This window comes from Flagellimonas sp. S3867, from assembly GCF_014698935.1.
Lineage (GTDB): Bacteria > Bacteroidota > Bacteroidia > Flavobacteriales > Flavobacteriaceae > Flagellimonas.
Genome location: NZ_JACVMN010000001.1, coordinates 468,510 through 494,084 on the forward strand (window position 1 = coordinate 468,510; position 25,575 = coordinate 494,084).

General features: G+C 39.6%; 27 protein-coding genes. 19 read left to right on the plus strand and 8 right to left on the minus strand.

The window, feature by feature from the left end:
• Window positions 1–17: 17 nt before the first annotated feature.
• Window positions 18–1,133: a hypothetical protein gene (locus IAG46_RS02120; protein WP_190808668.1), complete on the minus strand. Its 1,116-nt coding sequence runs from the start codon at window positions 1,131–1,133 to the stop codon at window positions 18–20.
• A gap of 164 nt (window positions 1,134–1,297) precedes the next feature.
• Between IAG46_RS02120 and IAG46_RS02125 the strand changes: the two genes are divergently transcribed.
• On the plus strand, window positions 1,298–2,143 hold the full coding sequence (locus IAG46_RS02125; RefSeq protein WP_190808669.1) for a 1,4-dihydroxy-2-naphthoyl-CoA synthase: 846 nt from the start codon (window positions 1,298–1,300) through the stop codon (window positions 2,141–2,143).
• A gap of 325 nt (window positions 2,144–2,468) precedes the next feature.
• Here the strand turns inward: IAG46_RS02125 and IAG46_RS02130 are convergent, their stop codons facing one another.
• The gene (locus tag IAG46_RS02130) at window positions 2,469–3,803 is read right to left on the minus strand and encodes a serine hydrolase (protein ID WP_190808670.1); all 1,335 of its coding nucleotides are present in this window, start codon (window positions 3,801–3,803) and stop codon (window positions 2,469–2,471) included.
• 46 nt (window positions 3,804–3,849) lie between these two features.
• On the opposite strand from IAG46_RS02130, the gene IAG46_RS02135 reads away from it, so the two are divergent.
• The 4 genes from IAG46_RS02135 to IAG46_RS02150 all read left to right on the plus strand — a co-directional run bounded on the left by IAG46_RS02135 (window position 3,850) and on the right by IAG46_RS02150 (window position 7,304).
• Window positions 3,850–4,740, plus strand: a complete 891-nt coding sequence (locus IAG46_RS02135) for a pirin family protein (RefSeq protein WP_190808671.1) — start codon at window positions 3,850–3,852, stop codon at window positions 4,738–4,740.
• An 87-nt stretch (window positions 4,741–4,827) separates the two neighbouring features.
• Window positions 4,828–5,190: a 3D domain-containing protein gene (locus IAG46_RS02140; RefSeq protein WP_223826549.1), complete on the plus strand. Its 363-nt coding sequence runs from the start codon at window positions 4,828–4,830 to the stop codon at window positions 5,188–5,190.
• A gap of 1 nt (window position 5,191) precedes the next feature.
• Window positions 5,192–5,851, plus strand: coding sequence for a peptidoglycan recognition family protein (locus IAG46_RS02145; RefSeq protein WP_190808673.1), 660 nt, complete (start codon window positions 5,192–5,194; stop codon window positions 5,849–5,851).
• 4 nt (window positions 5,852–5,855) lie between these two features.
• Complete coding sequence (locus tag IAG46_RS02150) at window positions 5,856–7,304, plus strand: M14 family zinc carboxypeptidase (protein WP_190808674.1); 1,449 nt, start codon at window positions 5,856–5,858, stop codon at window positions 7,302–7,304.
• Here the strand turns inward: IAG46_RS02150 and IAG46_RS02155 are convergent.
• Window positions 7,301–7,468, minus strand: a complete 168-nt coding sequence (locus tag IAG46_RS02155; protein ID WP_190808675.1) for a hypothetical protein — start codon at window positions 7,466–7,468, stop codon at window positions 7,301–7,303. The two genes, IAG46_RS02150 and IAG46_RS02155, sit on opposite strands and share 4 nt — an antisense overlap.
• Window positions 7,469–7,641: 173 nt before the next feature.
• Between IAG46_RS02155 and IAG46_RS02160 the strand changes: the two genes are divergently transcribed.
• Window positions 7,642–8,244, plus strand: coding sequence for a DUF1080 domain-containing protein (locus IAG46_RS02160; protein ID WP_190808676.1), 603 nt, complete (start codon window positions 7,642–7,644; stop codon window positions 8,242–8,244).
• Between the two features lie 62 nt (window positions 8,245–8,306).
• Here the strand turns inward: IAG46_RS02160 and IAG46_RS02165 are convergent, their stop codons facing one another.
• A complete protein-coding gene (locus IAG46_RS02165) occupies window positions 8,307–9,260 on the minus strand; it encodes a DUF1080 domain-containing protein (protein ID WP_223826550.1) in 954 nt (317 codons plus the stop codon).
• Window positions 9,261–9,342: 82 nt separating this feature from the next.
• The gene (locus IAG46_RS02170; RefSeq protein WP_190808678.1) at window positions 9,343–10,431 is read right to left on the minus strand and encodes a VWA domain-containing protein; all 1,089 of its coding nucleotides are present in this window, start codon (window positions 10,429–10,431) and stop codon (window positions 9,343–9,345) included.
• A gap of 171 nt (window positions 10,432–10,602) precedes the next feature.
• Here IAG46_RS02170 and IAG46_RS02175 point away from each other — a divergent pair, with 171 nt between their 5' ends.
• Genes IAG46_RS02175 through IAG46_RS02225 form a run of 11 tightly spaced genes read left to right on the plus strand, consistent with a single transcriptional unit; the run spans window position 10,603 to window position 20,968 of the window.
• Window positions 10,603–11,064: a (2Fe-2S)-binding protein gene (locus tag IAG46_RS02175; protein ID WP_190808679.1), complete on the plus strand. Its 462-nt coding sequence runs from the start codon at window positions 10,603–10,605 to the stop codon at window positions 11,062–11,064.
• Between the two features lie 29 nt (window positions 11,065–11,093).
• Window positions 11,094–13,328, plus strand: coding sequence for a xanthine dehydrogenase family protein molybdopterin-binding subunit (locus IAG46_RS02180; protein ID WP_190808680.1), 2,235 nt, complete (start codon window positions 11,094–11,096; stop codon window positions 13,326–13,328).
• A gap of 4 nt (window positions 13,329–13,332) precedes the next feature.
• Complete coding sequence (locus tag IAG46_RS02185) at window positions 13,333–13,587, plus strand: MoaD/ThiS family protein (RefSeq protein WP_190808681.1); 255 nt, start codon at window positions 13,333–13,335, stop codon at window positions 13,585–13,587.
• A 44-nt stretch (window positions 13,588–13,631) separates the two neighbouring features.
• On the plus strand, window positions 13,632–14,618 hold the full coding sequence (gene moaA / locus IAG46_RS02190; RefSeq protein WP_190808682.1) for a GTP 3',8-cyclase MoaA: 987 nt from the start codon (window positions 13,632–13,634) through the stop codon (window positions 14,616–14,618).
• An 18-nt stretch (window positions 14,619–14,636) separates the two neighbouring features.
• Window positions 14,637–15,245, plus strand: coding sequence for an NTP transferase domain-containing protein (locus tag IAG46_RS02195; protein WP_190808683.1), 609 nt, complete (start codon window positions 14,637–14,639; stop codon window positions 15,243–15,245).
• Window positions 15,235–16,299 (plus strand): HesA/MoeB/ThiF family protein, encoded by a 1,065-nt coding sequence (locus IAG46_RS02200; RefSeq protein ID WP_190808684.1) that lies wholly within the window; start codon window positions 15,235–15,237, stop codon window positions 16,297–16,299. Before IAG46_RS02195 ends, IAG46_RS02200 begins: the two co-directional genes overlap by 11 nt.
• On the plus strand, window positions 16,290–17,072 hold the full coding sequence (locus IAG46_RS02205; RefSeq protein ID WP_190808685.1) for a sulfite exporter TauE/SafE family protein: 783 nt from the start codon (window positions 16,290–16,292) through the stop codon (window positions 17,070–17,072). The genes IAG46_RS02200 and IAG46_RS02205 overlap by 10 nt, the downstream gene beginning before the upstream one ends.
• Window positions 17,069–18,265 carry a molybdopterin molybdotransferase MoeA gene (locus IAG46_RS02210; protein ID WP_190808686.1) on the plus strand — a complete coding sequence of 399 codons (1,197 nt, stop codon included), beginning with the start codon at window positions 17,069–17,071 and terminating at the stop codon, window positions 18,263–18,265. Before IAG46_RS02205 ends, IAG46_RS02210 begins: the two co-directional genes overlap by 4 nt.
• A 2-nt stretch (window positions 18,266–18,267) precedes the next feature.
• Complete coding sequence (locus IAG46_RS02215; protein ID WP_190808687.1) at window positions 18,268–19,278, plus strand: XdhC family protein; 1,011 nt, start codon at window positions 18,268–18,270, stop codon at window positions 19,276–19,278.
• Between the two features lie 3 nt (window positions 19,279–19,281).
• A complete protein-coding gene (locus tag IAG46_RS02220) occupies window positions 19,282–19,887 on the plus strand; it encodes an NTP transferase domain-containing protein (RefSeq protein WP_190808688.1) in 606 nt (201 codons plus the stop codon).
• Window positions 19,880–20,968, plus strand: coding sequence for an amidohydrolase family protein (locus IAG46_RS02225; protein WP_190808689.1), 1,089 nt, complete (start codon window positions 19,880–19,882; stop codon window positions 20,966–20,968). The genes IAG46_RS02220 and IAG46_RS02225 overlap by 8 nt, the downstream gene beginning before the upstream one ends.
• Before the next feature lie 193 nt (window positions 20,969–21,161).
• Here IAG46_RS02225 and IAG46_RS02230 read toward each other — a convergent pair whose 3' ends face one another.
• Entirely contained in the window at window positions 21,162–21,854 is a 693-nt protein-coding gene (locus IAG46_RS02230; protein WP_223826551.1) for a GntR family transcriptional regulator, read from the minus strand.
• Window positions 21,855–21,987: 133 nt separating this feature from the next.
• Here IAG46_RS02230 and treF point away from each other — a divergent pair, with 133 nt between their 5' ends.
• The gene (treF, locus tag IAG46_RS02235) at window positions 21,988–23,574 is read left to right on the plus strand and encodes an alpha,alpha-trehalase TreF (protein WP_190808691.1); all 1,587 of its coding nucleotides are present in this window, start codon (window positions 21,988–21,990) and stop codon (window positions 23,572–23,574) included.
• A 49-nt stretch (window positions 23,575–23,623) separates the two neighbouring features.
• Complete coding sequence (locus IAG46_RS02240) at window positions 23,624–24,703, plus strand: DUF2652 domain-containing protein (RefSeq protein ID WP_190808692.1); 1,080 nt, start codon at window positions 23,624–23,626, stop codon at window positions 24,701–24,703.
• Between the two features lie 2 nt (window positions 24,704–24,705).
• Here IAG46_RS02240 and IAG46_RS02245 read toward each other — a convergent pair whose 3' ends face one another.
• Both IAG46_RS02245 and IAG46_RS02250 read right to left on the minus strand, forming a co-directional pair.
• A complete protein-coding gene (locus tag IAG46_RS02245; protein WP_190808693.1) occupies window positions 24,706–25,026 on the minus strand; it encodes a helix-turn-helix transcriptional regulator in 321 nt (106 codons plus the stop codon).
• Complete coding sequence (locus IAG46_RS02250) at window positions 25,016–25,444, minus strand: SRPBCC domain-containing protein (protein ID WP_190808694.1); 429 nt, start codon at window positions 25,442–25,444, stop codon at window positions 25,016–25,018. The genes IAG46_RS02245 and IAG46_RS02250 overlap by 11 nt, the downstream gene beginning before the upstream one ends.
• Window positions 25,445–25,575 lie beyond the last annotated feature (131 nt).

Genomic DNA, 25,575 nt, shown 5'->3' on the forward strand with positions numbered 1-25,575 from the left:
GCAACTAGCGAGGAACTTTATTTCAAGTTAGCATTCACTATTTCAAAACTGAATGTAGCCTTTCCTAAAGTAGCATTCCAAAAATTGTAGAGACTGCCCCATGATCCATCTGGATCTCCTTGCCTTGCAAAATTTTCGAGATTGGAATTAAGGGTGTCCCATTTATCTTGTGCTACAGTTCCCGTTGAAATCACAACGACCAAAGCTTTAAATTCGGTCTGGGCATTTTCGTGTGAAGGTACCCGATTCCCATTTTCTGCAATGATATCCGCCGCAGTATGGGTTGTTATGGCGTCGGCAGTAAAAACACCAAAATCAGCAGTAGCGTTTGGGTTCTCTGCCACCATAACCGATTCAAGTTCATCAGGGCCAATGAATCCCATTGCATAAAGCTCCAGATTGGAATAGGGAACGGAGTTTCCACCATTCGCCACTGTTCCAAAACCAACCTCACCATCTACACTACCTCTGTAGGTACCATTACCTAGATCTTCAATTTCATCAAAACCTCCCAATTGCCCACCTGCACTGGAGTATCCCCAATGTCCGCCAACGGTTGTTGGTATAAGGCCATGATTGCTCCAATAATGTTGTATTTCGTGTAAGAAAGGGCCATTTCTTATATATTCTACCCGGGGCATGTGAATAACGGTCTTTAGGTTTCCTGAAGATCCAAAAGATGCCGAATTGTCCCAAATATTTCTTCCCAAGCCTTCAATATCGTTTTGCGCTGGGGTAGATAGTCCAAAATACAGATCATTGGGCTGTGATTCTTCAACATTCAGGATAATGATAAAATCAAAATCGTCATTGAAATGTTCATACACCTTGTTGGAAACCATTCTCATATCGCCCTCATCCTCCAAGAATTTAGTGTAGTCACTTTCTGAAAGGATAAGGTTGGTGAACTGATGATCCTCATCGATAGTAAAACCAGATTCCAATACTAAAGTATCTGGATTTTCGGAGGTATCAGGATTGTCTGGATCGTCAGGATCTTGTTCATTGGGATTTGAGGTTTCATTTTCTGATCCGGTATCTGGAATCACATCTTCTTCCTTGTTACAGGAAAGAATCAAAAAAGAAAGCAAAAGAAATAGCGTAAAGCGTAAAAAGGATTTAGGGTTATGCATAAGTGTTCATATTTAATAAAATGAACGGATATACATTATACATATTTTAAATATTGGTTAGATCTCGACGAAATGCAATAACCGATCGCGATAACAATTGTATTGGTGATAAAGCTTGTTTACAAGTTTTTCCAATCTGTTTATCTTTGGACAAACTCTTTTTGATGACAAAATCACCCAATTGGCAAACTGCAATAGAATTTGAAGATATTACCTATAAAAAGTGTGATGGGGTGGCCCGGATTGCTTTTAATAGACCCGATGTTCGAAATGCCTTTAGGCCGCATACCACAAGTGAATTAATCAAAGCCTTTTTTGACGCACAGGAGGACACTTCCATTGGTGTTATTCTGTTCTCGGCCGAAGGTCCTTCTACAAAAGATGGAAAATGGGCATTTTGTAGCGGTGGTGACCAAAAATCCCGTGGGCACCAGGGCTATGTGGGTCAAGATGGACAACATAGATTGAATATTTTAGAAGTACAGCGAATGATTCGTTTTATGCCCAAAGTGGTGATCGCTGTGGTGCCCGGCTGGGCTGTTGGAGGTGGACACAGTTTACATGTTGTTTGTGATATGACTTTGGCCAGTAAAGAACACGCCATTTTTAAACAAACCGATGCAGATGTAACCAGTTTTGATGGCGGGTATGGTTCTGCGTATTTGGCAAAAATGGTCGGACAAAAGAAAGCTCGGGAAATCTTCTTTTTAGGAAGAAATTATTCTGCTCAAGATGCTTACGAAATGGGAATGGTAAATGCTGTTGTTCCACATGCCGAATTGGAGGACACGGCATACCAATGGGCACAAGAAGTATTGGAAAAATCTCCGACCTCTATAAAAATGCTCAAATTTGCCATGAATCTTACCGATGATGGCATGGTAGGGCAACAAGTATTTGCCGGTGAAGCCACTCGATTGGCTTATATGACCGACGAGGCAAAAGAGGGTAGAAACGCCTTTTTGGAAAAACGAAAGCCTGATTTTGGAAAGAATAAATGGATTCCATAACCCAGTCGTCAGGGTACAATGAACAATTTACAATTGAATGTCACTTCGAGATTTTATGTTGAGCCGGCACCTAACTAAGCCTAGTATAAAGGACAGCTTGTCGAAGGAGTTCTTTGAGAGATACAACAACGAACTTCCATAAATCAAAAAGAGCCCTGCCACTTGGGTCAAGACTCTTTTACGAGAACACTATATGAAAATGAAAAAATTTACTTTCGTTATTATTACAATGTAAATGTACCATCAGTGTTCCCGCAAATGAAATTATTGTTGTGAAGCGGCGTTTTATTGTGGTTTGCTACTATTTTTATGATATTTTATCGACCTACTGTATTGATTTAACGATGGCTGACAGGAAGCTATTCACGTCAAAATCAGGATCTTCGGCCAATCCGGTACGTACCACAACCAAATTTTTAGATGGAATCACAAACACATATTGTCCCTGATAGCCGTTACAGGAAAACAAATCTTTGGGCACGTCAGGATACTTTCCATTGGCATTCAACCAAAAGTGGGCTCCATACTTGCCATCAGAATGTAAAGTAGGTTCGGTGATGTACTTAACCCATTTGGGACTGAAGATTTGTTCACCGTTCCAAAAGCCTTTATCCAAATACAATTGTCCAAACCTGGCCCAATCCCGAGTACTGGCCCAACTATAGGAAGAACCAACATAATTTCCTGCGATATCTGCTTCGAGAATCATTGAATACATCCCAATTTTATCAATAAAAGAAACATAGGGATAATCTAAATATTCCTGATGTGATCTAAACTGCTGGCGTAAAATTCCTGACAATAAATTTGTAGTACCTGAAGAGTAGTTCCATATTTCGGTCGGTTTGGCAATACTTTTCTTTGTACGCTGTGCTTGGGTCATATCCGTATCTAAAAAAAGCATTTGGGTAACATCCGAAATTTTGGAATAATCTTCATCCCATTCCAATCCACTTTGCATACGTAGCAAATGGTCTAGGGTGATATCTTTGCGTTCATCCTTCTCCCATTCTGTGATGGGGGCCGGCCAGGACATATCCGACTTTCCCTGATGCTCTAGTGTTCCAAAACAGGTAGCCAATACACTTTTGGTCATAGACCACCCTAAAATAGGGGTGTTCTTAGTAAAACCATCTACGTATTTTTCAGCTAAAAGATGCCCTTTGTAAAGAATAAGAACCGTACGCGTTTTTTGAGTTTCAGGATTTTCAAAAGCAGATGCCACTGCCTTGTTCAATTGGTTTACATCAACATCAACAAATATTGAATCAATCGGATTGGCCTGTCCATATGGATAGGGGATAGTATCCAGCTTTTGCACACGAACCGGCATGGGAATAGCTTCTCTTTCATTGTAATCATCATTAACAAGCACTGTTCCTAAGCCTTCCCTATAAATAGCTTTCCGGTTCATTAAACCATAAACAGAGGCGGAAGCCCATTTCTGTTGTGTATCTACCTCGGTTTCCGCAAGCTCAATCAAGGGTACATTATTATCATTCTGAGTGAGCGATGCCGCAGTTCTATTCGCTACAAAGACACCGGATGCCATATTTTTTGAGGCGTAGCCGGAAATAATGGTCAATTTGGGGTAATTCAAGTAAACAATAGCTCCAATGACCAATAGCAATGCGATTAGCGAACGTTTAAGTATTTTCATAGATTAAGATTTGTAACTTTCAGATGCTAAAATAAACATTTAGACTATGTCCAAAATAGGATTGATCATTGAAGAACGTAGTAGGGATATTGGGGATTTTTTAGTTGGTAGGCTTATCCCATTTCGAAAAAAACGGATGATAGGTCCTTTTGTGTTTATAGACCATATGGCACCCGTGCAATTGGGGCCACAAAAATATATGGATGTGGACCAGCATCCTCATATTGGTTTATCCACGTTGACCTATTTGTTTGAGGGTGAAATTATGCATGAGGACAGTTTGGGAACCAAGCAATTGATCAAACCGGGTTCTGTAAATTGGATGACCGCAGGGAAAGGTGTCTCGCATACCGAGCGTACCCCACAATATCTCAGAAATGGAAACACCTTTATGGCGCAAGGCTACCAAATTTGGGTGGCCTTACCAAAACATTTGGAAGATATGGACCCACAATTCCATCATATTGAAGCCGATGATTTACCCAAATGGACAGATGGAGATGCCCAATTCACACTTGTCGCAGGCGAGGGTTATGGTAAAAAATCTCCTGTCCCAACATATTCTCCTTTGTTTATGGTAGAAGTTAAAACCAGCAATAGTTTTCGTTTAAATGTGAATGGCGATTTAAAAGGTGAAATAGGAATCTGTATCGACAAAGGAAGTATTGACGCTTGCGGGGAAGTTATTGAAAAAGGCAATATTTTGGTCAGTAAGGTTGAAGACACTTGCGACATTACTGTACACTCAGGTTCACATTTGTTGTTGTTCGGGGGAGAACCCTTTCCTGAGGAAAGACATATCTATTGGAATTTTGTTTCCACAAGTAAGGAAACAATAACGAAGGCCAAAGAAGATTGGAAAAACAAGAACTTTCCAATGATGGCCAACGATGGGACCTATATACCCCTTCCAAAGGAGGTTTTCAAGAATACGTAACTTTAATGACAATCTTAAACCGCAGCTTTGAATAGGTTACCGCTATTTTTTTTGCTTTTGGTCGCATGTAAAAACCAAACCGATGTTTTGCCAAAGGAATCCTTTGATTGGAGGGGACTTGAGGTTACAGCCTCAGCTTACAACTCGGTTGCCTGGCAAACCGATAGCATAAGCCCTAATATTGCCGCTTGGGGAGATACCTTAAAACCTGGAATGAAAAGCATTGCGGTATCCAGAGATTTGATTAAGATGGGACTCAAGCACAATACCATGGTAAAAATTGACACTTTCCCAGACACGTTTTATGTAAAAGATAAAATGAACAAACGTTGGAGAAATCGAATTGACCTCTATATGGGTCTCGATGTAAAAAAAGCTAGGGAATGGGGAAGAAAGAAATTGTTTATTTGTTATGCTGTGCCCATTGACAGCTTATCCACAACAAATTAAAATGAGAAAAATAGCATATATAGCACTTTTTATCAGCGTGTTTTGGTCATGCCAAGTGCAACAAACCATTGTGGATCGACCCATTGTTTTTGATGATGAACGTATCGCACTGACCAAAGAATATCTTTTACAACGGTACAACGTAGAGCAGAACAACCCTGAAATTAAGCCAACAATGATCGTTTTGCATTGGACAGCTATTCCAACGCTTGAAGGTTCTTTTGATGCCTTTAAGGATACTAAATTACCCAACTGGCGTCCAGATATTGAGAATGTTAGCGGTTTAAATGTTTCAACACAGTTTTTGGTCGACAGAGATGGGACTATTTATAGGCTAATGCCCGAAAATTATATGGGGCGACATGTTATAGGTTTGAACCATTGTTCCATTGGAGTTGAAAATGTGGGAGGCACCGATAAATATCCTTTAACCAAGCAACAGTTGAAATCTAACATTTGGCTGGTCAATTATTTGGCTGAAAAATATAATATTGACTACCTAATCGGTCATTACGAATACATCTTGTTCGAGGGCCACCCACTTTGGTTGGAAGTGGATGATGGTTACCGTACCGAAAAAACCGACCCGGGAACAGATTTCATGAAAAAGGTTAGAAAAGCAACGAAAAAGTTTAATTTTAAACCCGTGCCTTCAAAATAATACTATGCGCAATACAATTTTTCTGCTATTGGGATGCTTCAGCTTTTTAGTATATCCCCAAGAGTCCATTACAACCAATCTATATGAAACCTACGAACAGTACAAAGAATCTTCATTACAAAAGCGAAGGATCAAGCACCATCAAATTCAACCTTTGATTCAGAGATTTGATACCAATCCAAAGTTTGAGGTTCAAAAAGTAGGTGAATCCATCGAAGGCAGGGATTTGAAGTTGATAAGTATAGGTTCGGGACCGACCAATATTTTCCTTTGGTCACAAATGCATGGGAACGAACCGACAGCAACACAAGCAATTTTTGATATTTTAAATTTCTTTGATGCACCGGGATTCAAAAAGGAAAAAAGGGAAATCTTATCAAAACTCAAATTACATTTCTTGCCCATGCTCAACCCAGATGGCGCAGAAGTGTATCAACGCAGAAATGCATTGGGTATCGATATTAACCGAGACGCGCTCAGATTACAATCTCCCGAAGGGAGAACACTTAAAAAAATCCGGGACAGTTTAGATGCCAAATTTGGATTCAATCTGCATGACCAAAGCACCTATTACAATGCTGAACTTACCAATAAACCAGCTACTATTTCGTATTTGGCAACGGCTTTCAATTACGAAAAAGACATTAATGAGGTGCGTTCCAATGCCATGAAGGTGATTGTTTATATGAACAATATTATACAAAAATATGCGCCCGGACAGGTTGGACGATACAGTGACGATTTTGAACCCCGTGCTTTTGGTGATAACATTGCAAAATGGGGGACAAGTCTTATTTTAATAGAATCAGGTGGCTATACCAATGATGTTGAGAAACAAGAAATTCGGAAGTTGAACTACGTTTCCATCCTTTCCGCACTATACACCATTGCTCAAGAAAGTTATTTGGATATCCCAATTGAGGAATATGAAGAAATCCCAAGAAACGATAGAAAACTTTTCGATTTAAAAATTGAAAATGTTACTTATGAGCTTTTGGGGCAAGATTATATTCTAGATTTGGGAATATATCGTCAAGAAGTAGATGATGAAAACCACGATTCCTTTTATAGCAAAAGTATTATTGTAGATCAAGGGGATCTTTCTACTTTTTATGGTTATGAAACCTTTGATGCCTCTGGGTATAAGGTTGTTCCTCCGAGAAAAAGAGGTCAAATGGACTGTAGAAGGAATGATGCCAAATCGTGCTTGGAAGCGGGTATTGCATATGTAAATAATGAACTTCCTTTTAACCTTAATCATAACGAGGAGCCCATACATTTGGTTGGGAAGGATTTTAAATTAGATGAATTTTATCTTGCCCCTGGAGTCAACCCTACTTTCTTTTTGGAAAAAGAAGGAAAATTGACCTATGCCGTTATCAACGGATTTTTGTTGGATTTGTCCAAGTCTTTAGAAAATCAAAAATTTGGTAACGCTTTGATCTATCGTTAGTATCCAAATTGGATAGTCATTTCGGGACCATAGCGAAGCAACACAATCAACATGGTAAGCAGGGTTCCTACAATCGAAGCAAATAGGGAAAGTACTAAACCTTTATATCCATTGGATAACGGACCTATTGCACTGTTCTGAATTATTTCTTTTACTACATCCATAACATTCTTTTTTGAGTTATAAATTAATTTGTTCCTTAGGATGCAATTAGTTGTTGTCTATACTTTAAAAACAATCGTTGGTCTAAAAACCCTACCAAAAGCCGTTCCAAATCAGCTTTTTCCTAGTGAAATTACTACCTTGAGTGCTTGTAAAATCAAGATAATATCAAAAAATGAAAACAAAATTCACCTTAGTTCTTTTTGCGTTGTTCCTAATGCAATTTGGGTATACACAAGAAACAATCAACTTGTTTAATGGAAAAGATTTGGATGGTTGGACCAACAATGGCGATGAAAAGTGGTTTGTTGAAAATGGCGAACTGATTTGCGAAAGTGGCCCAAAAGCAGGTTATGGGTATTTAAGTACCAAAGAGTATTATGATAATTTTGAACTCACCTTAGAGTTCAAACAAGAAAACAATGGCAATAGCGGGGTCTTTATCCGATCTACTGTTGAAGGCACCAAAGTTTCTGGATGGCAAGTAGAGGTAGCTCCTCCAGGACATGCTACAGGTGGAATTTACGAATCGTATGGTCGTGGATGGTTGATAAAGCCAGATGCTGAAAAAGACGAGGCCCTTAAAATGGGGGAGTGGAACACCATGAAAATCTTGGTAAAAGGTGACGATATTACCACTTGGCTCAATGGTGTGGAAATGGTTAAACTTACTGATGAGAAAATTGGAAAAGGCAAGGGTGGCGTTGCTCTACAAATTCATGATGGAGGCGGAATCAGAGTAAAATGGAGAAATATTAAATTAAAACCTATTCAATAAATACAATCAACATCCAATTAAAAAGGGCACACCCGGTTAAGGTATGCCCTTTTTTAATGGTATTAATTCATAGGCGTTACCTCAAATTTTCGAAATTCAACCGCCCCATGGTCACCTTGGATCATAAATGCGCCAGGTTCTCCCTCTTTGCTATCCAAAGCCCCTCCAGTTATTCCAGGGATGGTTTGGTCGGAAATCACAGTTTTCCCATTGGCAACTATGGTAACCCTGCGACCAATTAGTGTAATGTTATAAGTTTGCCATTCCCCAGGAGCTTTTGCAGTATTTTCATTGGGTTCAAGAAATCCATAGATACCGCTAAAGTATATGTCAGATGGTTCAAAACCCATATTATCGGCTATCTGAACCTCGTAGCGTCCCCTTAAATAGATTCCGCTATTACTTCCTTTTGGGTAACGAAATTCGACTTTTAGATTAAAATCGGTAAACTTTTCATTGCTGATGAGGTTTGCGCCTCCCTTGGTATTTTTCAATATTCCATTTACTACAGTCCATTGGCTATTATCTGAATCCATATGCCAGCCGTCAAGACTTTTACCATTGAAAAGAGCCATGGGTTTACCTGGCTTTGGATGTTCTGCTGCCTCCAATTTTGGAGCTCGAACACCTGTCCAACTGGAAACACTTCCATCTGTGTAGATCATAGAGCCTTTGAGCATATCATCAACCAATTCTCCGTGCAACACCATATCGTTTCCTTCGGGTTCCCATTGTCGTGGAATAGCAAAGCTGAATTTGTTTCCATGGATTTTCACTTCAGCCACTGGACGGGCGCTTCCCATCATAAAAACAAACCGACCAACCAAAGTCTCTACCCCTGAATGCCTCACTTCCAACCAAGATGGAACTGTTTCTCCCTTGAAATCCATTTCTAAATCCCACCTACCTTCAAGCTGGTGAAACTTTTGTGCGTGGATTTGAAATGAACTTAAAAAAACAATGTTGAGTATAAATAAATAAGAAAGTTTTCTGCCAAAAATCATGATAAAGTACATTTAATTTGGAGCCCAAGATAACAATTTAAAACAGACTCCGACCTCCTCTTTTGTTACATGAAAAACAAACTGGAAAAACTTCTTACTCACATCCGCCAGTGAATCCGTTGGCGCTGAATTTGGTCTGTACAGCGCCTTGTAAACCACCCTCGGTCAGTTGAATGACCAAATTGTTGTCTCCGCTACCGTCGCGTTTTGGTGTGCAATATTCAAATAAGTAAAAGCTATTGGCCTGTTCAGAAACCCTTTGGGAAATTTGCGTGAATGTAGTCTCCAATTCTTCCTTATTATTGGCAAAGACACTGGCAGTTTTTCCAATTTCATCCAAAACATCGGCATCAATCTCTGCTCCAAGTCCAATGGTAAAGAAGGAAATATTACGATCTGCTTGATCAACTGCTTTCAGTGCTGCATCTTTTGTGAATCTAGATGCTTGGTCGGTTCCATCCGTAAAAAGAACAATAGAGGCGGCCCCAATTATTGAGGCTTGATTGCTTTCTTGCAATAGATTCTCAGCGACATCCACAGATTTAATAACCGCTCCGTACAAATCGGTAGAAGGGTCACTACTAATATCTGCAGTAATCCCATCAATTGCGGCAGTTAATTCAGTGGTGGATGAAGAAAGATCATTTAATAGATGAAGTTCATCCTCACCGTCAAACCAATAAATGGCCATTTTAAATGAGTTGGTTTCCGGACCAGGCATTACATTATTGATAAAACTGGTGGATGCTGCTTTTAGTTCTTCCAAACTGCTTTCCAGTACACTGTTACTCAAGTCCAATACCAATAAGGTATTGTTGCTGAACACCTGTGAATTGGAAGATATTCTTGCAAATGATTCTGATGATGAGATGGTATTGAAGCAATCATCATTTCTGCCTTGCTCGTATATGGTGAATTGATTTGCGGTTAGTCCGGAAATCGGATTTCCCAACAAATCGGATACCTTAAATAGAATAGAAACTTTCCCAGGTAGTGTGGTAAACTGATCTTGGATGGAAAGTAAAAGTTCATTGCTTTCAAAACCCAGGCAATTGTCAGGTTCCTTTCCTTGTCCCAATTCTCCTTGATTGATATCAAAATTGACATCATCATCGGCATTGCCACAAGAAATGAGAAGGATTGTAAAAAGGGTGAATGATAAATATGCGAATACGTTTTTCATTTTCGTAAAGTTGAGGTTCTGCTTGAAAAACGTTCGATTTCGCTGAAAATTATTTTGAAGGGCCATAATAGATTTAAAGAAAAGTTAAAAAAGGTCGGTAGCTGTTAAAAAAAAAACTGTCAGATTAAATTTTGGTAACTTCAAGCAGACAACATCTCAATTCAAAAAACTATGCCAACGTATCAGATTAAAGTAAATGGAGAATCACGGTCAGTTGATGTGGCTGAAGACACTCCGGTTTTATGGGTGCTACGTGATCATTTGGATCTTGTAGGCACCAAATATGGTTGCGGAATTGGACAGTGTGGTGCGTGTACCGTCCATGTTGACGGAACTGCCATGCGCAGCTGTTCCCTGACCTTATCCCAGATTGACGGAAAATCGATAACCACAATCGAAGGACTTTCAGAAGATGGAACCCATCCTGTACAAGAAGCTTGGAAAGAAGTTGATGTTCCGCAGTGCGGTTATTGCCAAGCAGGACAAATTATGACAGCCTCCGCTTTCCTGGAGAACAATCCTAACCCTTCCGAGGAGGATGTAAATAATGCCATGCACGGAAATATTTGCCGATGCTCGTCCTATTCTAGAATTCGTAAAGCAGTGATGATTGCTTCAGAGAATATGGATTAATCTTCCATTGTACACCTAAAAACTAAGAAATGTCAACAAATAAATCCACCACATTAAGTAGAAGGGCCTTTATCCGTAATTCTTCCCTAGCAGGAGGAGGTATGGTTATAGGTTTTAACCTATTGCAATCCTGTAAGCCAAAAGTGATTGCCGAACCGGCCATAGATTTGGCCAGTTTGGATTACAGTGATTTCAACGCCTTTATTAAAATAGCCGACAATGGTGCGGTAACCATATTTTCACCAAACCCTGAAATTGGACAAGGAGTCAAAACTTCCATGCCCATGATCATAGCCGAGGAGTTGGATGTAGCCTGGAAAGATGTTTATGTAGAACAAGGCATATTAGATACCGAAAACTATCAGCGTCAAGTTGCTGGAGGTAGTCAATCCATTAGATTTGGATGGGATGCTCTGCGGCAAACTGGAGCCAAGGCAAAACATATGTTGGTAAGCGCTGCTGCCACCCGTTGGGGAGTAGACCCTTCGGAATGTACTGTAAGTGAAGGAGTAATTACCAATGCCGCTGGTGAAACTTTAGGCTATGGAGATGTGGTCAATGAAGCGGCACTTTTGGAAATCCCTGAGGAAGTTCCTTTAAAGGAGCCCAAGGACTATAAAATTATGGGCAAGAATGCTTCCAATGTTGATATTAATAAAATTGTTACAGGAGAACCTCTGTTCGGATTGGATTATAAAGCCGACGGCATGGTTTACGCTGCCGTTGTACGCCCACCTTCCTTTGGACAGAAATTGGTTTCTTTTGACGACACCGATGCTCGGGCCATGTCTGGTGTGTTAGATGTTGTTACCATTGGAGAAAAAGTAAGGAGTCTTTTGGAAGAAGATGCAGGTTTTGGCAGCAAAATTTCTTCAAGTGATAAGGTGGTGGTCATTGCCGAATCTACTTGGCAGGCCATGAAAGCAAAAGAAGCTATAAAAGCAGTTTGGGAAGAGGATTCCAAAGTTGAAAGCACTGAAGAGCACGATAAGATTTTAAACGATTTATTGGACGGTAATGAGTTCAATACCATGCGTTCCGATGGAAATATCAAAAAAGCCTTTGCTGAGGCCGACGAAATTTTGGAGCGCACCTACGAATCACCTTTTTTACCACACAACTGCATGGAACCTATGAATTTCTTTGCAAATGTGACCGACGAAAAGGTGCACCTGGTAGGTCCCATTCAAACTCCGGCCTGGAAAGCGGGGTTGGTTTCCAAAATGTTGGGCAGGGAAGAAAAAGATATTCATCTTGAGATGACCCGTATGGGTGGAGGATTTGGAAGAAGACTGTATGGAGACTTCGTAATTGAAGCCGCTGAAATTTCAGATAAAATCAGAAAACCGGTCAAAGTAGTCTACTCCAGAGAAGATGATATGGAGGATGGTATTTACAGAATGGCCATTAAATATAGAATCAAAGCAGGGTTTAAAGATGGGAAAGTTACTGCTTACCACCTGAAAGAAGCTGCTGTTAACGATAATATGTATGGGCTTATACCCAATTTCTTTCCCGCTGGTGCAGTAGAAAACTATCAAGTGGATGCCGCAAGTTATGACAGTAATATCACCACGGGGGCATGGAGAGCTCCTTATACCAACTTCTTGGCCTATGCAGAGCAAAGTTTCTTTGATGAATTGGCCGAGGTAATGGATGTGGATAAGATTCAACTGCGTTTGGATTTGCTTCAAAATGTAAAAGGCACTACAGATGAACGCATTCAATATTCTCCAGAACGGATGGAAGAAGTGATCAAAGTGGCCGTGGAAAAATCTGGATGGGGAACCAAACCCAAAAATGTATACCAAGGATTTGTAAACTACTACTGCCATAATTCTCACGTAGCCCAGGTTGCTGATGTTGAAATTGAGAATGGAGAACCTGTTGTAAAGAAAATAACCTGTGTGGTGGATTGCGGAATTGTGGTGAATCCTCTAGGCGCGCTCAATCAAATTGAAGGTGGTGTAATAGATGGAGTAGGGCATTCGATGTATGGCGAGTTACAATTTAAGGACGGAAGACCCACAGCAAACAATTTTGATAAATATCGTCTGATTCGGATGAAGGAAGCACCTTTGGTCGAGACGCATTTTATACAAAATGAACTTTCACCAACAGGTTTGGGAGAACCAACGCTTCCTCCTGCCGGAGGAGCCATAGCAAATGCCTTTAAAGCAGCTACGGGCAATAGACTCTACAAACAACCATTCACCAAAACACCCGAATTATTAAAAGTACCTGAAAAGGAAATTATAGGTTGATTTTATGACGATATTATTGTTTGGGATTACCAAGGACATTGTGGGAAGCTCCACCTTGTCCGTTCCCACCTCTAGTGCCACAGGCCGTAAAGTTCCAAAAACAGTAAAAGAATTAAAGCAATTTCTGGGTGAAACCTACCCAGAACTCAACAAGCTTTCCTCTTTGGCAGTTGCTGTGAACAACAATTATGCTGAGGACGGCGAACTTATTAATTCTTATGATGAAATTGCACTGATTCCCCCTGTAAGTGGAGGGTAAATAAGTGCAGAAGTAGTATCTTTCAAATACTTTGACCAAAATATATGTTGATTGATAATCACAATAGAAAAATAAACTACCTAAGACTCGCAGTTACAGACCGCTGTAATCTTCGTTGCAATTATTGCATGCCTTCTGAGGGAATCGATTTTGTTAAAAACAACAAGCTCCTCACCATAGATGAGCTCTCCAAAATCAGTGAGGTTTTGGTGGGCCAAGGAATCGATAAAATCAGAATTACAGGGGGCGAACCCTTTGTTCGGAAAGATTTGATGGTTTTATTGCGGAAATTGAGCGCATTGGATGGACTTAATGACATTTCAGTAACCACGAACGCTACATTGATAGGTCCATATATTGATGAACTAAAAGCGTTGGGCATTAAAAACGTCAATGTTAGTTTAGATGCCATTAATAAGGAAACCTTTGAACGCATTACCCGTCGCAATCAATTTGATACAGTACATAATAACCTCATTCGATTAATTACGGAAGGATTCAATGTACGAATCAACTTCATTGTACTCGAAGGTCAGAATGAACAGGATATAGTCCCTATTTTGGAGCTGATGAAACATTATAATGTTTCCGTTCGGTTTTTGGAAGAAATGCCATTTAATGGTGGCAGCAAAAGCTTTGTTGGCATCAAGTGGAATTACAAGGCCATTCTAGAACATGTTTCCACAACGTATCCAAATTTCCAAAAGCTCGAGTCACCACCAACTTCCACATCCATCAACTATAAAATTAATGGACACAAAGGTACTTTTGGTATTATCCCTTCGTTCAGCAGAACTTTTTGTGGCAGCTGCAATAGGCTACGGATTACGGCAACAGGCGATGTAATTACCTGCCTTTATGGAAAGCCAAAGGCAAATCTTAGGGATATCATTAGAAGGAAAAATGAGGTTGAAGAAGTTCAAAATGCTATTTTAAAAGCGGTTGGAAATCGTGCAAAAACTGGGTTTGAAGCACAGGAGGAACACGCTAGTACCATCTTTGACAATTCCATGACCTCAATAGGAGGATAATAAATCAAGAACAAGAAAATGATTCAGGATATACCAAAATTATATGGTTTGGTCTTGGCCGGTGGAAAAAGTACCCGAATGGGTTCCGACAAGGGATTGCTAAAGTATCATTCCGTTCCCCAACAAGAATATTTATATAATTTGTTGGATGAAGTGTGCAATACGGTATATCTAAGCATGCGTAAAGATCAAGAAAATCATTTGGCAAACAATTTTAAGGTTATTGTTGACCAAAATGAATATCGTGGGCCGTTTAACGGCATACTTAGCGCCCATAAAGCTCATCCTGAAGCAGCTTGGCTAGTGCTGGCCTGTGACCTTCCTTTAATAGACTTGTCCTCATTAAAAAGATTGGTCGATGGAAGAAATCCGGAAAAATTGGCAACTTCATTTGCAACAAAAAAATCTGGATTACCAGAACCTTTGATTACGATATGGGAACCGAAGGGTCTTGCGAAAGCGATGACCTATTTGGAGACCGTAGAAAGTAGTTGTCCACGTAAGTTTTTGATCAATTCGGAAATAACCTTGACTCATCCAGAACGGGATGAGATTTTATACAATGCCAATTCTCTTGAAGATTATGAATTTATAAAATCCAAAATTGCATTATCCGATGGAGTCTAGGTATGCTCGACAGACAATTCTCAAGGATTTTGGTGAGGCCGGACAGGCCAAGCTTACCAAAGCTAAGGTGCTTGTGGTGGGTTTGGGTGGTCTTGGACTTCCTGTTTTGCAATATTTGAATGCCATGGGTGTGGGAACTTTGGGGCTGATGGACCAAGATGTAGTGGAGTTACATAACCTTCAGCGACAAATTTTGTATGCAGAACACGACTTGGGAAAACAAAAATTGGATGTTGTGTTTCAGAAGCTTAATGAACAAAACTCTTCCACAACATTGATTATGCATGATTCATTTTTGACCAAAGAAAATGCATTGGATACCATTAGGGATTATGATGTAGTTGTTGATGCTACCGATAATTTCCCAACCCGCTATCTTATAAATGACGCTTGCGTTATTCTAGACAAACCTTTTGTTTATGGTGCTTTACACGGATTTGAGGGCCATGTTAGTGTCTTTAACCATCTAGATGGTCCAACCTACCGTTGTCTGTATCCAAATATGCCATCTCCAGATGAAATGCCAAATTGCAATGAAAATGGTGTTTTGGGAGTTGTACCTGGAATCATCGGGACATTACAAGCCCTAGAGGTGGTCAAAATCTTAACTGGAATAGGAGAGGTGCTTTCTGGGAAACTATTGTTGTTCAATGGGCTGAATCAACACATTAGTAAAATTGGTTTTAAACCGAATTCAGAAAATAAAAACATTAAAAAACTTCAAGAGTTCTATGAACCATTGGATTGTGAAGTGATTTCTACCGTGAGTGCAGAAACGTTTCAAACTATTCGAGAATCCGAATCAAAAATCACCCTTATCGACGTACGAACTGAAGAGGAATTTGAGGGTCATCATTTGGAAGAAGCATTGCATTTGCCTTTAAATCAAATAAATCAATATGCTCCGACTAAAGGGGATATGGCAATTTATGTGATTTGCCAATCGGGAAAACGGAGCGAAATAGCTGTCAAACATCTTCAGGAAGCCCATCCTAACTTAACTTTTTATTCTATTTTAGGAGGAATGAACAAAATGTTGGCCATATGTCCATAGCCTCTGGCGACTTTATCTTGTTACTTTTTTCATTTTTTATTGTAGCCACCTTATACTCCGCAGTCGGTTTTGGTGGTGGGTCAAGCTATTTGGCCATTCTTGCATTGGTAATTACCAGTTTTTTAACCATTCGGAGCACGGCCTTACTGTGTAATCTTGTCGTGGTGTCCGGTAGTTGCATTTTGTTTTATAAAAGTGGACATCTCCATATTAGAAAATTCCTTCCGTTTGTTATCACTAGTATCCCTTTGGCATTTTTGGGAGCATCCTTTCGATTGGAAGAACACATCTTTTTTATTATTCTGGCGTTGGCACTCATAACATCGGCCTTGGCCTTGATTTACCAATCTACAATGCTAAAACCAAATAATAAATTGAAAAAATACCCTGTTTACCTTTCCTATTTGTTGGGAGGGGCAATCGGATTACTGTCGGGATTGGTCGGAATTGGTGGAGGTATTTTTTTGGCACCTGTGCTCCACCATATGAAGTGGGATAAACCTATTGTTATTGCGGCCTTGGCCAGCTTCTTTATTTTGGTCAATTCAATTTCTGGAATAGGAGGTTTATTCTGGAGTGATTCCTTTAGAATTTTTTGGCCTGAGATTCTAGGATTGCTGTTCGCAGTTTTACTGGGTGGGCAATTGGGTGTAAGAATTAGTATTGGAAAGCTTTCCGCAAAACGCATTAAATTACTTACCGCGTTTTTGGTGTTATTTGTTGGTGTGCGTGTATTGGTGAATAATGGACTTCAAATAAATTTGTTCTCATGATCTCTTTTGAAACAGCAATAGCGAAGGTTTTGGAGCAAACCGAAGATTACGGAAGTGAATTGATATCGCTACAATCAGCATGTGGTCGAATTCTTGCCGAAACCATTGTTGCCGACAGAGATTTTCCACCTTTCGATAGGGCCACAAAAGATGGGATAGCGCTAAAATTCAACAAGGATATTGATGCTGATACAGCATTCAAAATAGCAGGAATAGCCCAAGCAGGAAGCCCGCAATTGACTTTGGTAGATGATTCAACATGCATTGAAGTAATGACAGGTGCGATGGTGCCCAAAAATGCGGACACCGTTGTAATGTACGAGCATACACGCAAAGAAGAAGATAGTTTTGTTATCACTAAATCCATCAAAAAAGGGCAAAATATTCATGATAAAGCGAGTGACACGTCTACAGGGGATGAATTGCTCAGCATAGGAACCGAAATAACTACAGCGGAAATTGGTGTTTTGGCTACTGTTGGTAAATCTAAAGTTCTGGTAAAGAAATTACCCAAGGTTGCTGTCATTGCCACTGGTAATGAACTGGTCGATATTGTTGAAATTCCGCTGCCTCATCAAATAAGAAAATCGAACACTTACACGCTAAATGCACTGTTGCAAAACGAGTCTATCATAGCAGATTCATATCAGTTGACCGATGAGCCAATTGTTTTAAGGAATAAAATCGAGGAATTATTGGAACAATATGATGTTTTGGTCTTGAGCGGAGGGGTTTCCAAAGGAAAGTTTGATTATTTACCCTCTACTTACGATGGATTAGGGGTGCAAAAGATTTTTCACAAGGTACTCCAACGTCCTGGCAAACCCTTTTGGTTTGGAAAACATCGACTACATAATACGTTGGTTTTTTCATTTCCGGGAAATCCCGTTTCCACATTTGTGAACTACCACGTTTATTTTAAACCCTGGCTTAACAAAACTTTGGGAGTGACCACTCCACAAATTGCTGTATTTTTAAGTGAATCAATTGTCAATGACACTGATTTGACCAGATTAGTTGGTGTTGAAATCAGTTGGGATGATGGAAAATTGCTAGCGAGTAAAATTGCCACTACAGGTTCGGGGGATTTGTTAAGTCTGGTGAGAATCAATGGCTTTATCAAACTAAACCCGAAAGAACATCTAGAGGTCGACAGTTTGGTTCCATTTATTCCGGTAAAAAGGATTTTGTAGGTATGACACACGAATTAAAAACCATTGTTAGCCATTATGAAAAGAAACTTCCGGACGGTGAACTGGCAGTTTTGGCCACCGTGGTTGCTTTGGATGGGTCATCATACAGACGTCCCGGTGTTCGAATGTTGATTTTTGAAAGTGGTGATATAGTCGGGGCAGTGAGCGGAGGATGTGTCGAAAAAGAAGTCTTGCGACAAGCGCAGGCTGTATTCCAAACCGGAATATCCAGAATTATGGTATACGACGGTCGATACCGATTGGGTTGTGAAGGAATCCTATACATTTTGCTTGAGGTTTTTGAGCCTAGTACAGCGTTTTTATCCCAATTCTGGAATACCGTTCAAAAGCGTTTACCATTTCGCATCCAATCCTATTATGAAAAGAATCAGGGTGACAGTCAAGACTACTTTACCTGTTTTCATTTTGCCGAGGCTTCACTCCCTGTAAATCAGCATACAAAAAATATTGAAAAAGAGCTTCTTGACTTTGAACAAGAAATGCATCCTTGTTTTCAATTGGTCATTATAGGGGCCGAACACGATGCCGTACAACTTTGCAAATATGCCTCCCTTACTGGATGGGAAGTTACCATTGTTTCAAACCCTAGGGAAGAGAAAACCACTGAAGATTTTCCAGGAATCCATAAGCTACTTACGGTTGAGCCAGAAGCATTTCAATTGACCTTGGACAAACAGACTGCCGTGCTGGTCATGACTCATAGTTTTGTAAAAGACCTTCAATTTTTGATATCCTTAAAAGAGGAGAGAGCTGCATATATAGGACTTTTGGGTCCTTTTAGACGAAGAGAAAAGTTATTTGCTGAACTCATGGAAAGATGTCCAGATATTTCTGAGGAGTACATCGAACATATTCATGGGCCTGCAGGTATCGATATTGGTGCCGAAACACCTCAAGAGATAGCAATTTCTATTTTAAGTGAAATACTTTCGGTTGTAAATAACAAAGAGCCATTACTACTAAAGCATAAAATGGGTAACATACATAGCTAAATCATGCCCAAATCCATCGCTGTTTTAATATTAGCTGCAGGAGCTTCTACCAGAATGAATGGAATGATCAAACAACTTTTGCCTTGGGGAAAAACCACCCTACTGGAAAATACTGTTCGCCATGCAAAGGGAGTTTCGGACAGTATTTATGTAGTATTGGGAGCACAGTTTGAAAAAATTTTGGAATCTGTATCCATTGATGCAGAAGTAATACGCAATTTCAATTGGGAATCGGGAATGGGAAGCTCCGTTTCATATGGATTAAAACATATTCTGGAAAGAGAGAAGCCTGATGGGGTGATGCTAATGGTAGCAGACCAGCCTTTGATGGATACAGCATATCTATCGCAGTTAATACAAGATTTTACTGAAACTGAATCCAAGATCGTGGCAACTGCCTACCAAAATGGCGCAGGTGTCCCAGCAATTTTTGACAATTCCCTGTTTTCAGAACTCAAGGATTTGCAGGCAGAGTTTGGAGCAAGAAAAATCATTAAAAAATACAAGGAACATGTACAATTAATAAATCCAAATGGAAAAGAGATTGATATTGATACAAGAGAAAAATATAGTCAACTAACTGGAATACATAAATTTAAACATGAATAAATATACCATTACTTTAATTCTTATTCTTCTATTTCTGATTTCTACTATTGAAGCTCAAGAAATGAGTTTTGAAGATTATAATCCAAAATCAACCTTAGTTGTACCGGAAAATCCTGTGGAAAAAGCAAAATTTCCGTTTATAGATGTCCACAGCCATCAATTTAGAATGGCAACACAAGATTTATCCCAATTAATAGCCGATATGGATGAACTTAATATGAGTGTGATGGTGAATTTAAGTGGTGGGTCTGGAGAAGGATTACGAGCTATGCTCAAAAATGTGAATGACAATTATCCAAATCGGTTTGTAGTCTTCGCAAATGTTGATTTTGATGGAGTTGGTAATCCAAATTGGGGTGAAATGGCGGCAGCGCAGCTTGAACTTGACGTAAAAAGTGGAGCCAAAGGGCTGAAAATCTATAAAAGCTTGGGTCTTCGAAATAAGGATATCAATGGAAAAAGAATTGCCATTGACGATCCAAGATTGAATCCTGTATGGAAAAAGTGCGGTGAGCTTGGAATCCCTGTGCTGATTCACGCTGCTGACCCAAAATCGTTTTGGGACGCTATGAATAAAGATAATGAGCGTTGGTTGGAGTTAAAAACCAGGCCTAGAAGAAAACGTTCAGCCAACAATCCTGCGCCTTGGCAGCAAATAATTGATGAGCAGCACCGGATGTTCAAAAAACATCCAAAAACAAAGTTCATCAATGCGCATATGGGGTGGTATGCGAATAATTTGGATAGGCTAGGGGAGTTGATGGAAGAAATTCCTAATATGTCTGTTGGTATTGGAGCCATTATCGCCGAATTGGGCCGCCAGCCCCGAAGGGCAAAACAGTTTTTCATGAAATACCAAGACCGTATTCTATTTGGTAAGGACAGCTGGAAACCGGAAGAATTCCCAACCTATTTCCGGGTTTTGGAAACTGCGGATGAATACTTTCCGTACTATAAAAAATACCATGCGTTCTGGGCTATGTACGGATTGGACCTTCCAGATGAAGTATTGGAGAAGGTGTATTTCAAAAATGCCTTGAATTTGATTCCAGGATTGGATAAATCCTTGTTTGTCAAATAACTCTAATCAGAAAATTTAGAGATTTTCGTTTGGTTCTGCCTGGTATTCTCCACATCTTGGAAAATTCCGCATGAAATTTGCCTTTTAACCAATGATTTGGACTTTTTATTTTTTACCAAGGTTTCAATTTCTCTATTTAAAAATTTCATGTAAGGCGTTTAATAATACTTAACGAAGAATTGATCTTCATATTTTAGGCAGTTGCCAGTATTCTTTTTTCAACGTATTCCAATACGGACATCCAATTCATTTTAAGAATCAAAGCAGCTGTTGGGGTGTTATCTTCAGCAATAGCCTCTACTATAGCTACACTCTGGTGATCAACATTTGCATAAAACCCTGTGTCTCGCGCAAAACCATATTCGTAAAAATGAAGTCTGGCCTTTAAATCATCCAATATTTGCAATAAAACGGTGTTATCACACCTGTGCACCAACAGTTTATGAAATTCAAATCGGGCATGCAATTTATCCATAAAGTTGTCCGCCTGGTTCAATTCAAGCCGTTTAGATTCCAATTTTTCTAAATCCTCTTGATCAAAACTGGAGTTTTCCAGGGCCATTACCTCCAATTGCGCTATGGTTCCATATAAATCTCTGGCTTCTTTCTGACTTAACCTGGTTACTATAAACCCCCGATTGGGAATGGCTTCAATAATTCTAGCCTGTTCCAGTTGACTCAATGCTTCTCGAATAGGTGTTACACTAATTCCTATCTTTCTTGCAAGAGCTGCTAAATTGATGGTTTTTCCAATTTTTAATTCGCCTTTACGGATTTGATCAAGCAAATGTGACCTGACTTCGTCACGGAGGTTAGAGGTTGATTGCATACCACTAAAGTACGAATCGTATACGATTTCGGTGAATTTTTGTTGTAATCCATTCAAATACCGTAGGGAATTAAACTTGAAAGGTGTACAATGCAGAAAAATTGGAAGACATTATCCGACATGGAACCAATTGAAAATATTTGCTTACTTTCAATATCAACTTTATTATGCATAAAACTGACTAGCACTTATGAAACTGAATTATTGCCTTGTTTCCCTGTTTTTTTTACTCATCTCAGCATGCAAAAAACAACCTGAACCAGTTGATAGCATTTACGAGACCGAACTTTTTAAGGCTGTACAATTGAGTGACACTTTCAAAGATTCCAAAACCTTTGTCGATTTGGTTCCAAAAAAAGATGCTATCATATTGGAAGCGGAATATCTAGACCAAAAAGACAACGAAGATTTTGATATTAAGGCCTTCGTTAATCAGAATTTTGACGATATGTCTATGAAAGCTCTGGAATTTGAAACAGATACAACCAAAACCATGTATGAGCATATTAACTTAATGTGGGATAAGTTGACACGAGGACCTGATTCTTTGATTCCATATTCATCCAGAATACCCTTACCCTATAAATATGTTGTTCCAGGCGGACGTTTTCAGGAAATATATTACTGGGATAGTTATTTTACACTAGAAGGGCTTTTGGCAGATGGTAGGGATGACTTGGCTAAAACCATGGTAGATAATTTCAGTTTTTTGATTGATTCCATTGGTTTCATACCAAATGGTACAAGGGATTACTACAAAACTCGATCACAACCCCCGTTCTATTCTTTAATGGTGGACGCTCTGGCTAGAAAAGATGAAAATTTACTCTTGTATTATCTGCCAGAACTGGCAAAAGAATATGCCTTTTGGATGGAGGGCAGTGATAAAGTGGTGCAGGCAAGGCCACAAAAACATGTGGTAGACCTTGGCATGAAGACATATCTTAATCGTTATTGGGATGAGGGAGACTCACCAAGACCAGAAGCCTATAAGGAAGATTTGCATTTAGCAAGTGAACTGGAAACAGATTCATTAAAGCAGCTCCTATTTAGAAATCTGAGGTCGGCTGCTGCCTCCGGTTGGGATTTTAGTTCTAGATGGTATGGCCAGAAAGATAATTTTGGTAGTACTGAAACCACCGCTATTTTGCCAATCGATCTTAATTGCCTCTTATATGCTATGGAACGTTTGCTCTATAGGGCATGTGGTCTAAAAGGTGATCAAGAGGCTAGGACAGACTTTTTTAGAAAGTCCCAATCAAGAAAATCAGCCATCAGACAATATTTTTGGAATGAGGAGAGTGGTTTTTTCCATGATTATAACTTCCAAAAAGAAGCTACAACACCAGAACTGACTTTGGCCGGAGCCTATCCTTTATATTTTGGTGTGGCTACTCGAGATCAAGCAGAAAAAGTCAAAGAAGTGATTATGGATAAGTTTTTGAAAGATGGAGGGCTGGTCACAACGTTGGAACATTCTGGACAACAATGGGATGCTCCCAATGGTTGGGCTCCTTTGCAATGGATAGCCGTTAAAGGATTGCTTAATTATGGATATAAAGATGAGGCTATCGAAATTATGCAACGATGGTTGGCCTTAAATAAAAAGGTATATAAAAACACGGGCAAAATGATGGAGAAATATAATGTGGAAGACCTTACATTACTTTCGGGTGGAGGAGAATATGAGACCCAGGACGGTTTTGGATGGACCAACGGTGTTGCTATAGGTTTTAAGCAGCTATTGGAAGATTTGGAAGAACAGGCTAATAAGTAAGCTTTAGTTCTTTTGCCAGACCAATACCACAATAACCTCAATCAAAAAAATGTCCAAATCACTGCTATTCATTCCTGATATCTCCGGATATACCAAATTTATTCAAACCACGGAAGTTGAGCACAGTCAGCATGTAATTTCAGAACTATTGGAGGTGTTGGTCAATGCCAACACCCAAGAATTAAAATTGGCAGAGATTGAAGGTGATGCGCTTTTCTTTTATAAAGAGAATGATATTCCTTCCCAGGAAAATCTTTTGGCTCAAATAGAATCCATGTTCACGGCTTTTTATAGTCACTTGAAAATGCTTGAAAAGAATAGGATATGTCCATGTAATGCTTGTGCTACAGCACCAAATCTAGAGTTAAAAATCATTGCCCATAGTGGCCATCTGCAACATATTGAAGTGCAAGGAACCCGAAAACCCTTTGGCGAACAAGTTATAGAAGCGCATAGATTACTTAAAAATTCGGTGGAGAGTGACAATTATGTGCTTATCAGCCGGACCTTGGCCTTGGACATTATGCTGTCACCTTATTATTCCAGTAAAATATATAGATTCAGACAAGGTTCCGATTCCTATGACGACAAACAGGTAGAATACATCTATTCGGTAATTGATCCGAAAGAATTGAAACTTCGGAGTTTTTCAAACCCAAAGAAAGTATCTTTTGAAGGACCAGCGCAAATTGTTGTTAGGCAAAAATATCCTGTTTCGGCAGCAGAGTTATTGGAATATGTGACCAACTATTCGTTCCGGCACTATTGGACGGAGGGCATCGATCGGTTGGACTATAACGCAAAAGAGGTAACAAGGGTGGGGTCGGAACACCTATGCGTGGTCAATGGAAAACATTTGAACTTTACCACCATAACCAAAGATCCCCGTCCAGGTAGTTTAATCTATGGAGAATTCACTGCAAGTGCACCCATACTGGACGGTTATTATCAGTTCTATCACTTCATTCCAACCGGAGAAAACAGCTGTGACCTGGAAATTGAAGCCTATTGGAAAGCTAAATCACCGATAAAAAAGCTCGTCATTGCCTTAATGGGAAAGAAATTGTTCCGCAAAAACATAGAAAAGGCATTGTCCGGTCTGCTTCATTTTGTGGAAAAAACAAATTGAGGTTATTTGGAATCCAAAAAATCTCCCAGATTGTCCAGCGTGGTATCCCAGAATTTCTCATAAAAACTTACCCATTCCGTTATTTGCTTTAAAGGCTCTGCATCGGCAATGCAAAATCGTTCCCTGCCACTGGAGGTGATTGCAACTAAACCAGCTTGCTCCAATGTTTTTATATGTTTGGTCACCCCTTGTCGGCTCATATCAAACTGCCCAGAAATCTGTGAAATGGATAGGGCGGAGGAGGCAATGATCAAGGCGTGAAAAATTTCACGCCTTTTGGGATCGGCAATTGCTTTAAGAATTTTGGTGATATTATCCTGCATGGACTTCTTTGCTTAGGAATGATGTTAAGCTATTAATACAATCGTTCCAGCCCCCATTGTAGTCGTTGAAATACTTGACAGCAGATTCGCCGGGATAACTCGAGATTCCAGAATGTTCCAAATAAAGTTTGGTTCCAGTTTCAGTTTCCTTCAAATTCCAGGTAACAACAGTTTCAGTGGTGGTATTTTCCACCACCCATGTATAAATCAAAGTATAGGGTTGTGCACTTTTAACCTCTCCGGTAATATTCAGACAACCGTGTTCTTCGCTTGCGGTGAAGGTGTATTGATAACCTTCTTCAGCCTTAAAATCGGCCTTGATAAACCAAGTGGATATTTCCTCCGCTATCGAAATGGCTTCCCAAACTTTTTGGATTGGATGATCGAATACATGCTCTTTGGTGATTACATCTTTCATAATATTCTTTTTTAGATTTATAAATGCAACTAATCGGTTGCTAATATACAAAACATATTTTATTATGCAACTTTACAGTTGCTTTTTATAAAATGCCACTTCATTATATTTGATAACAAGAATAATATAGA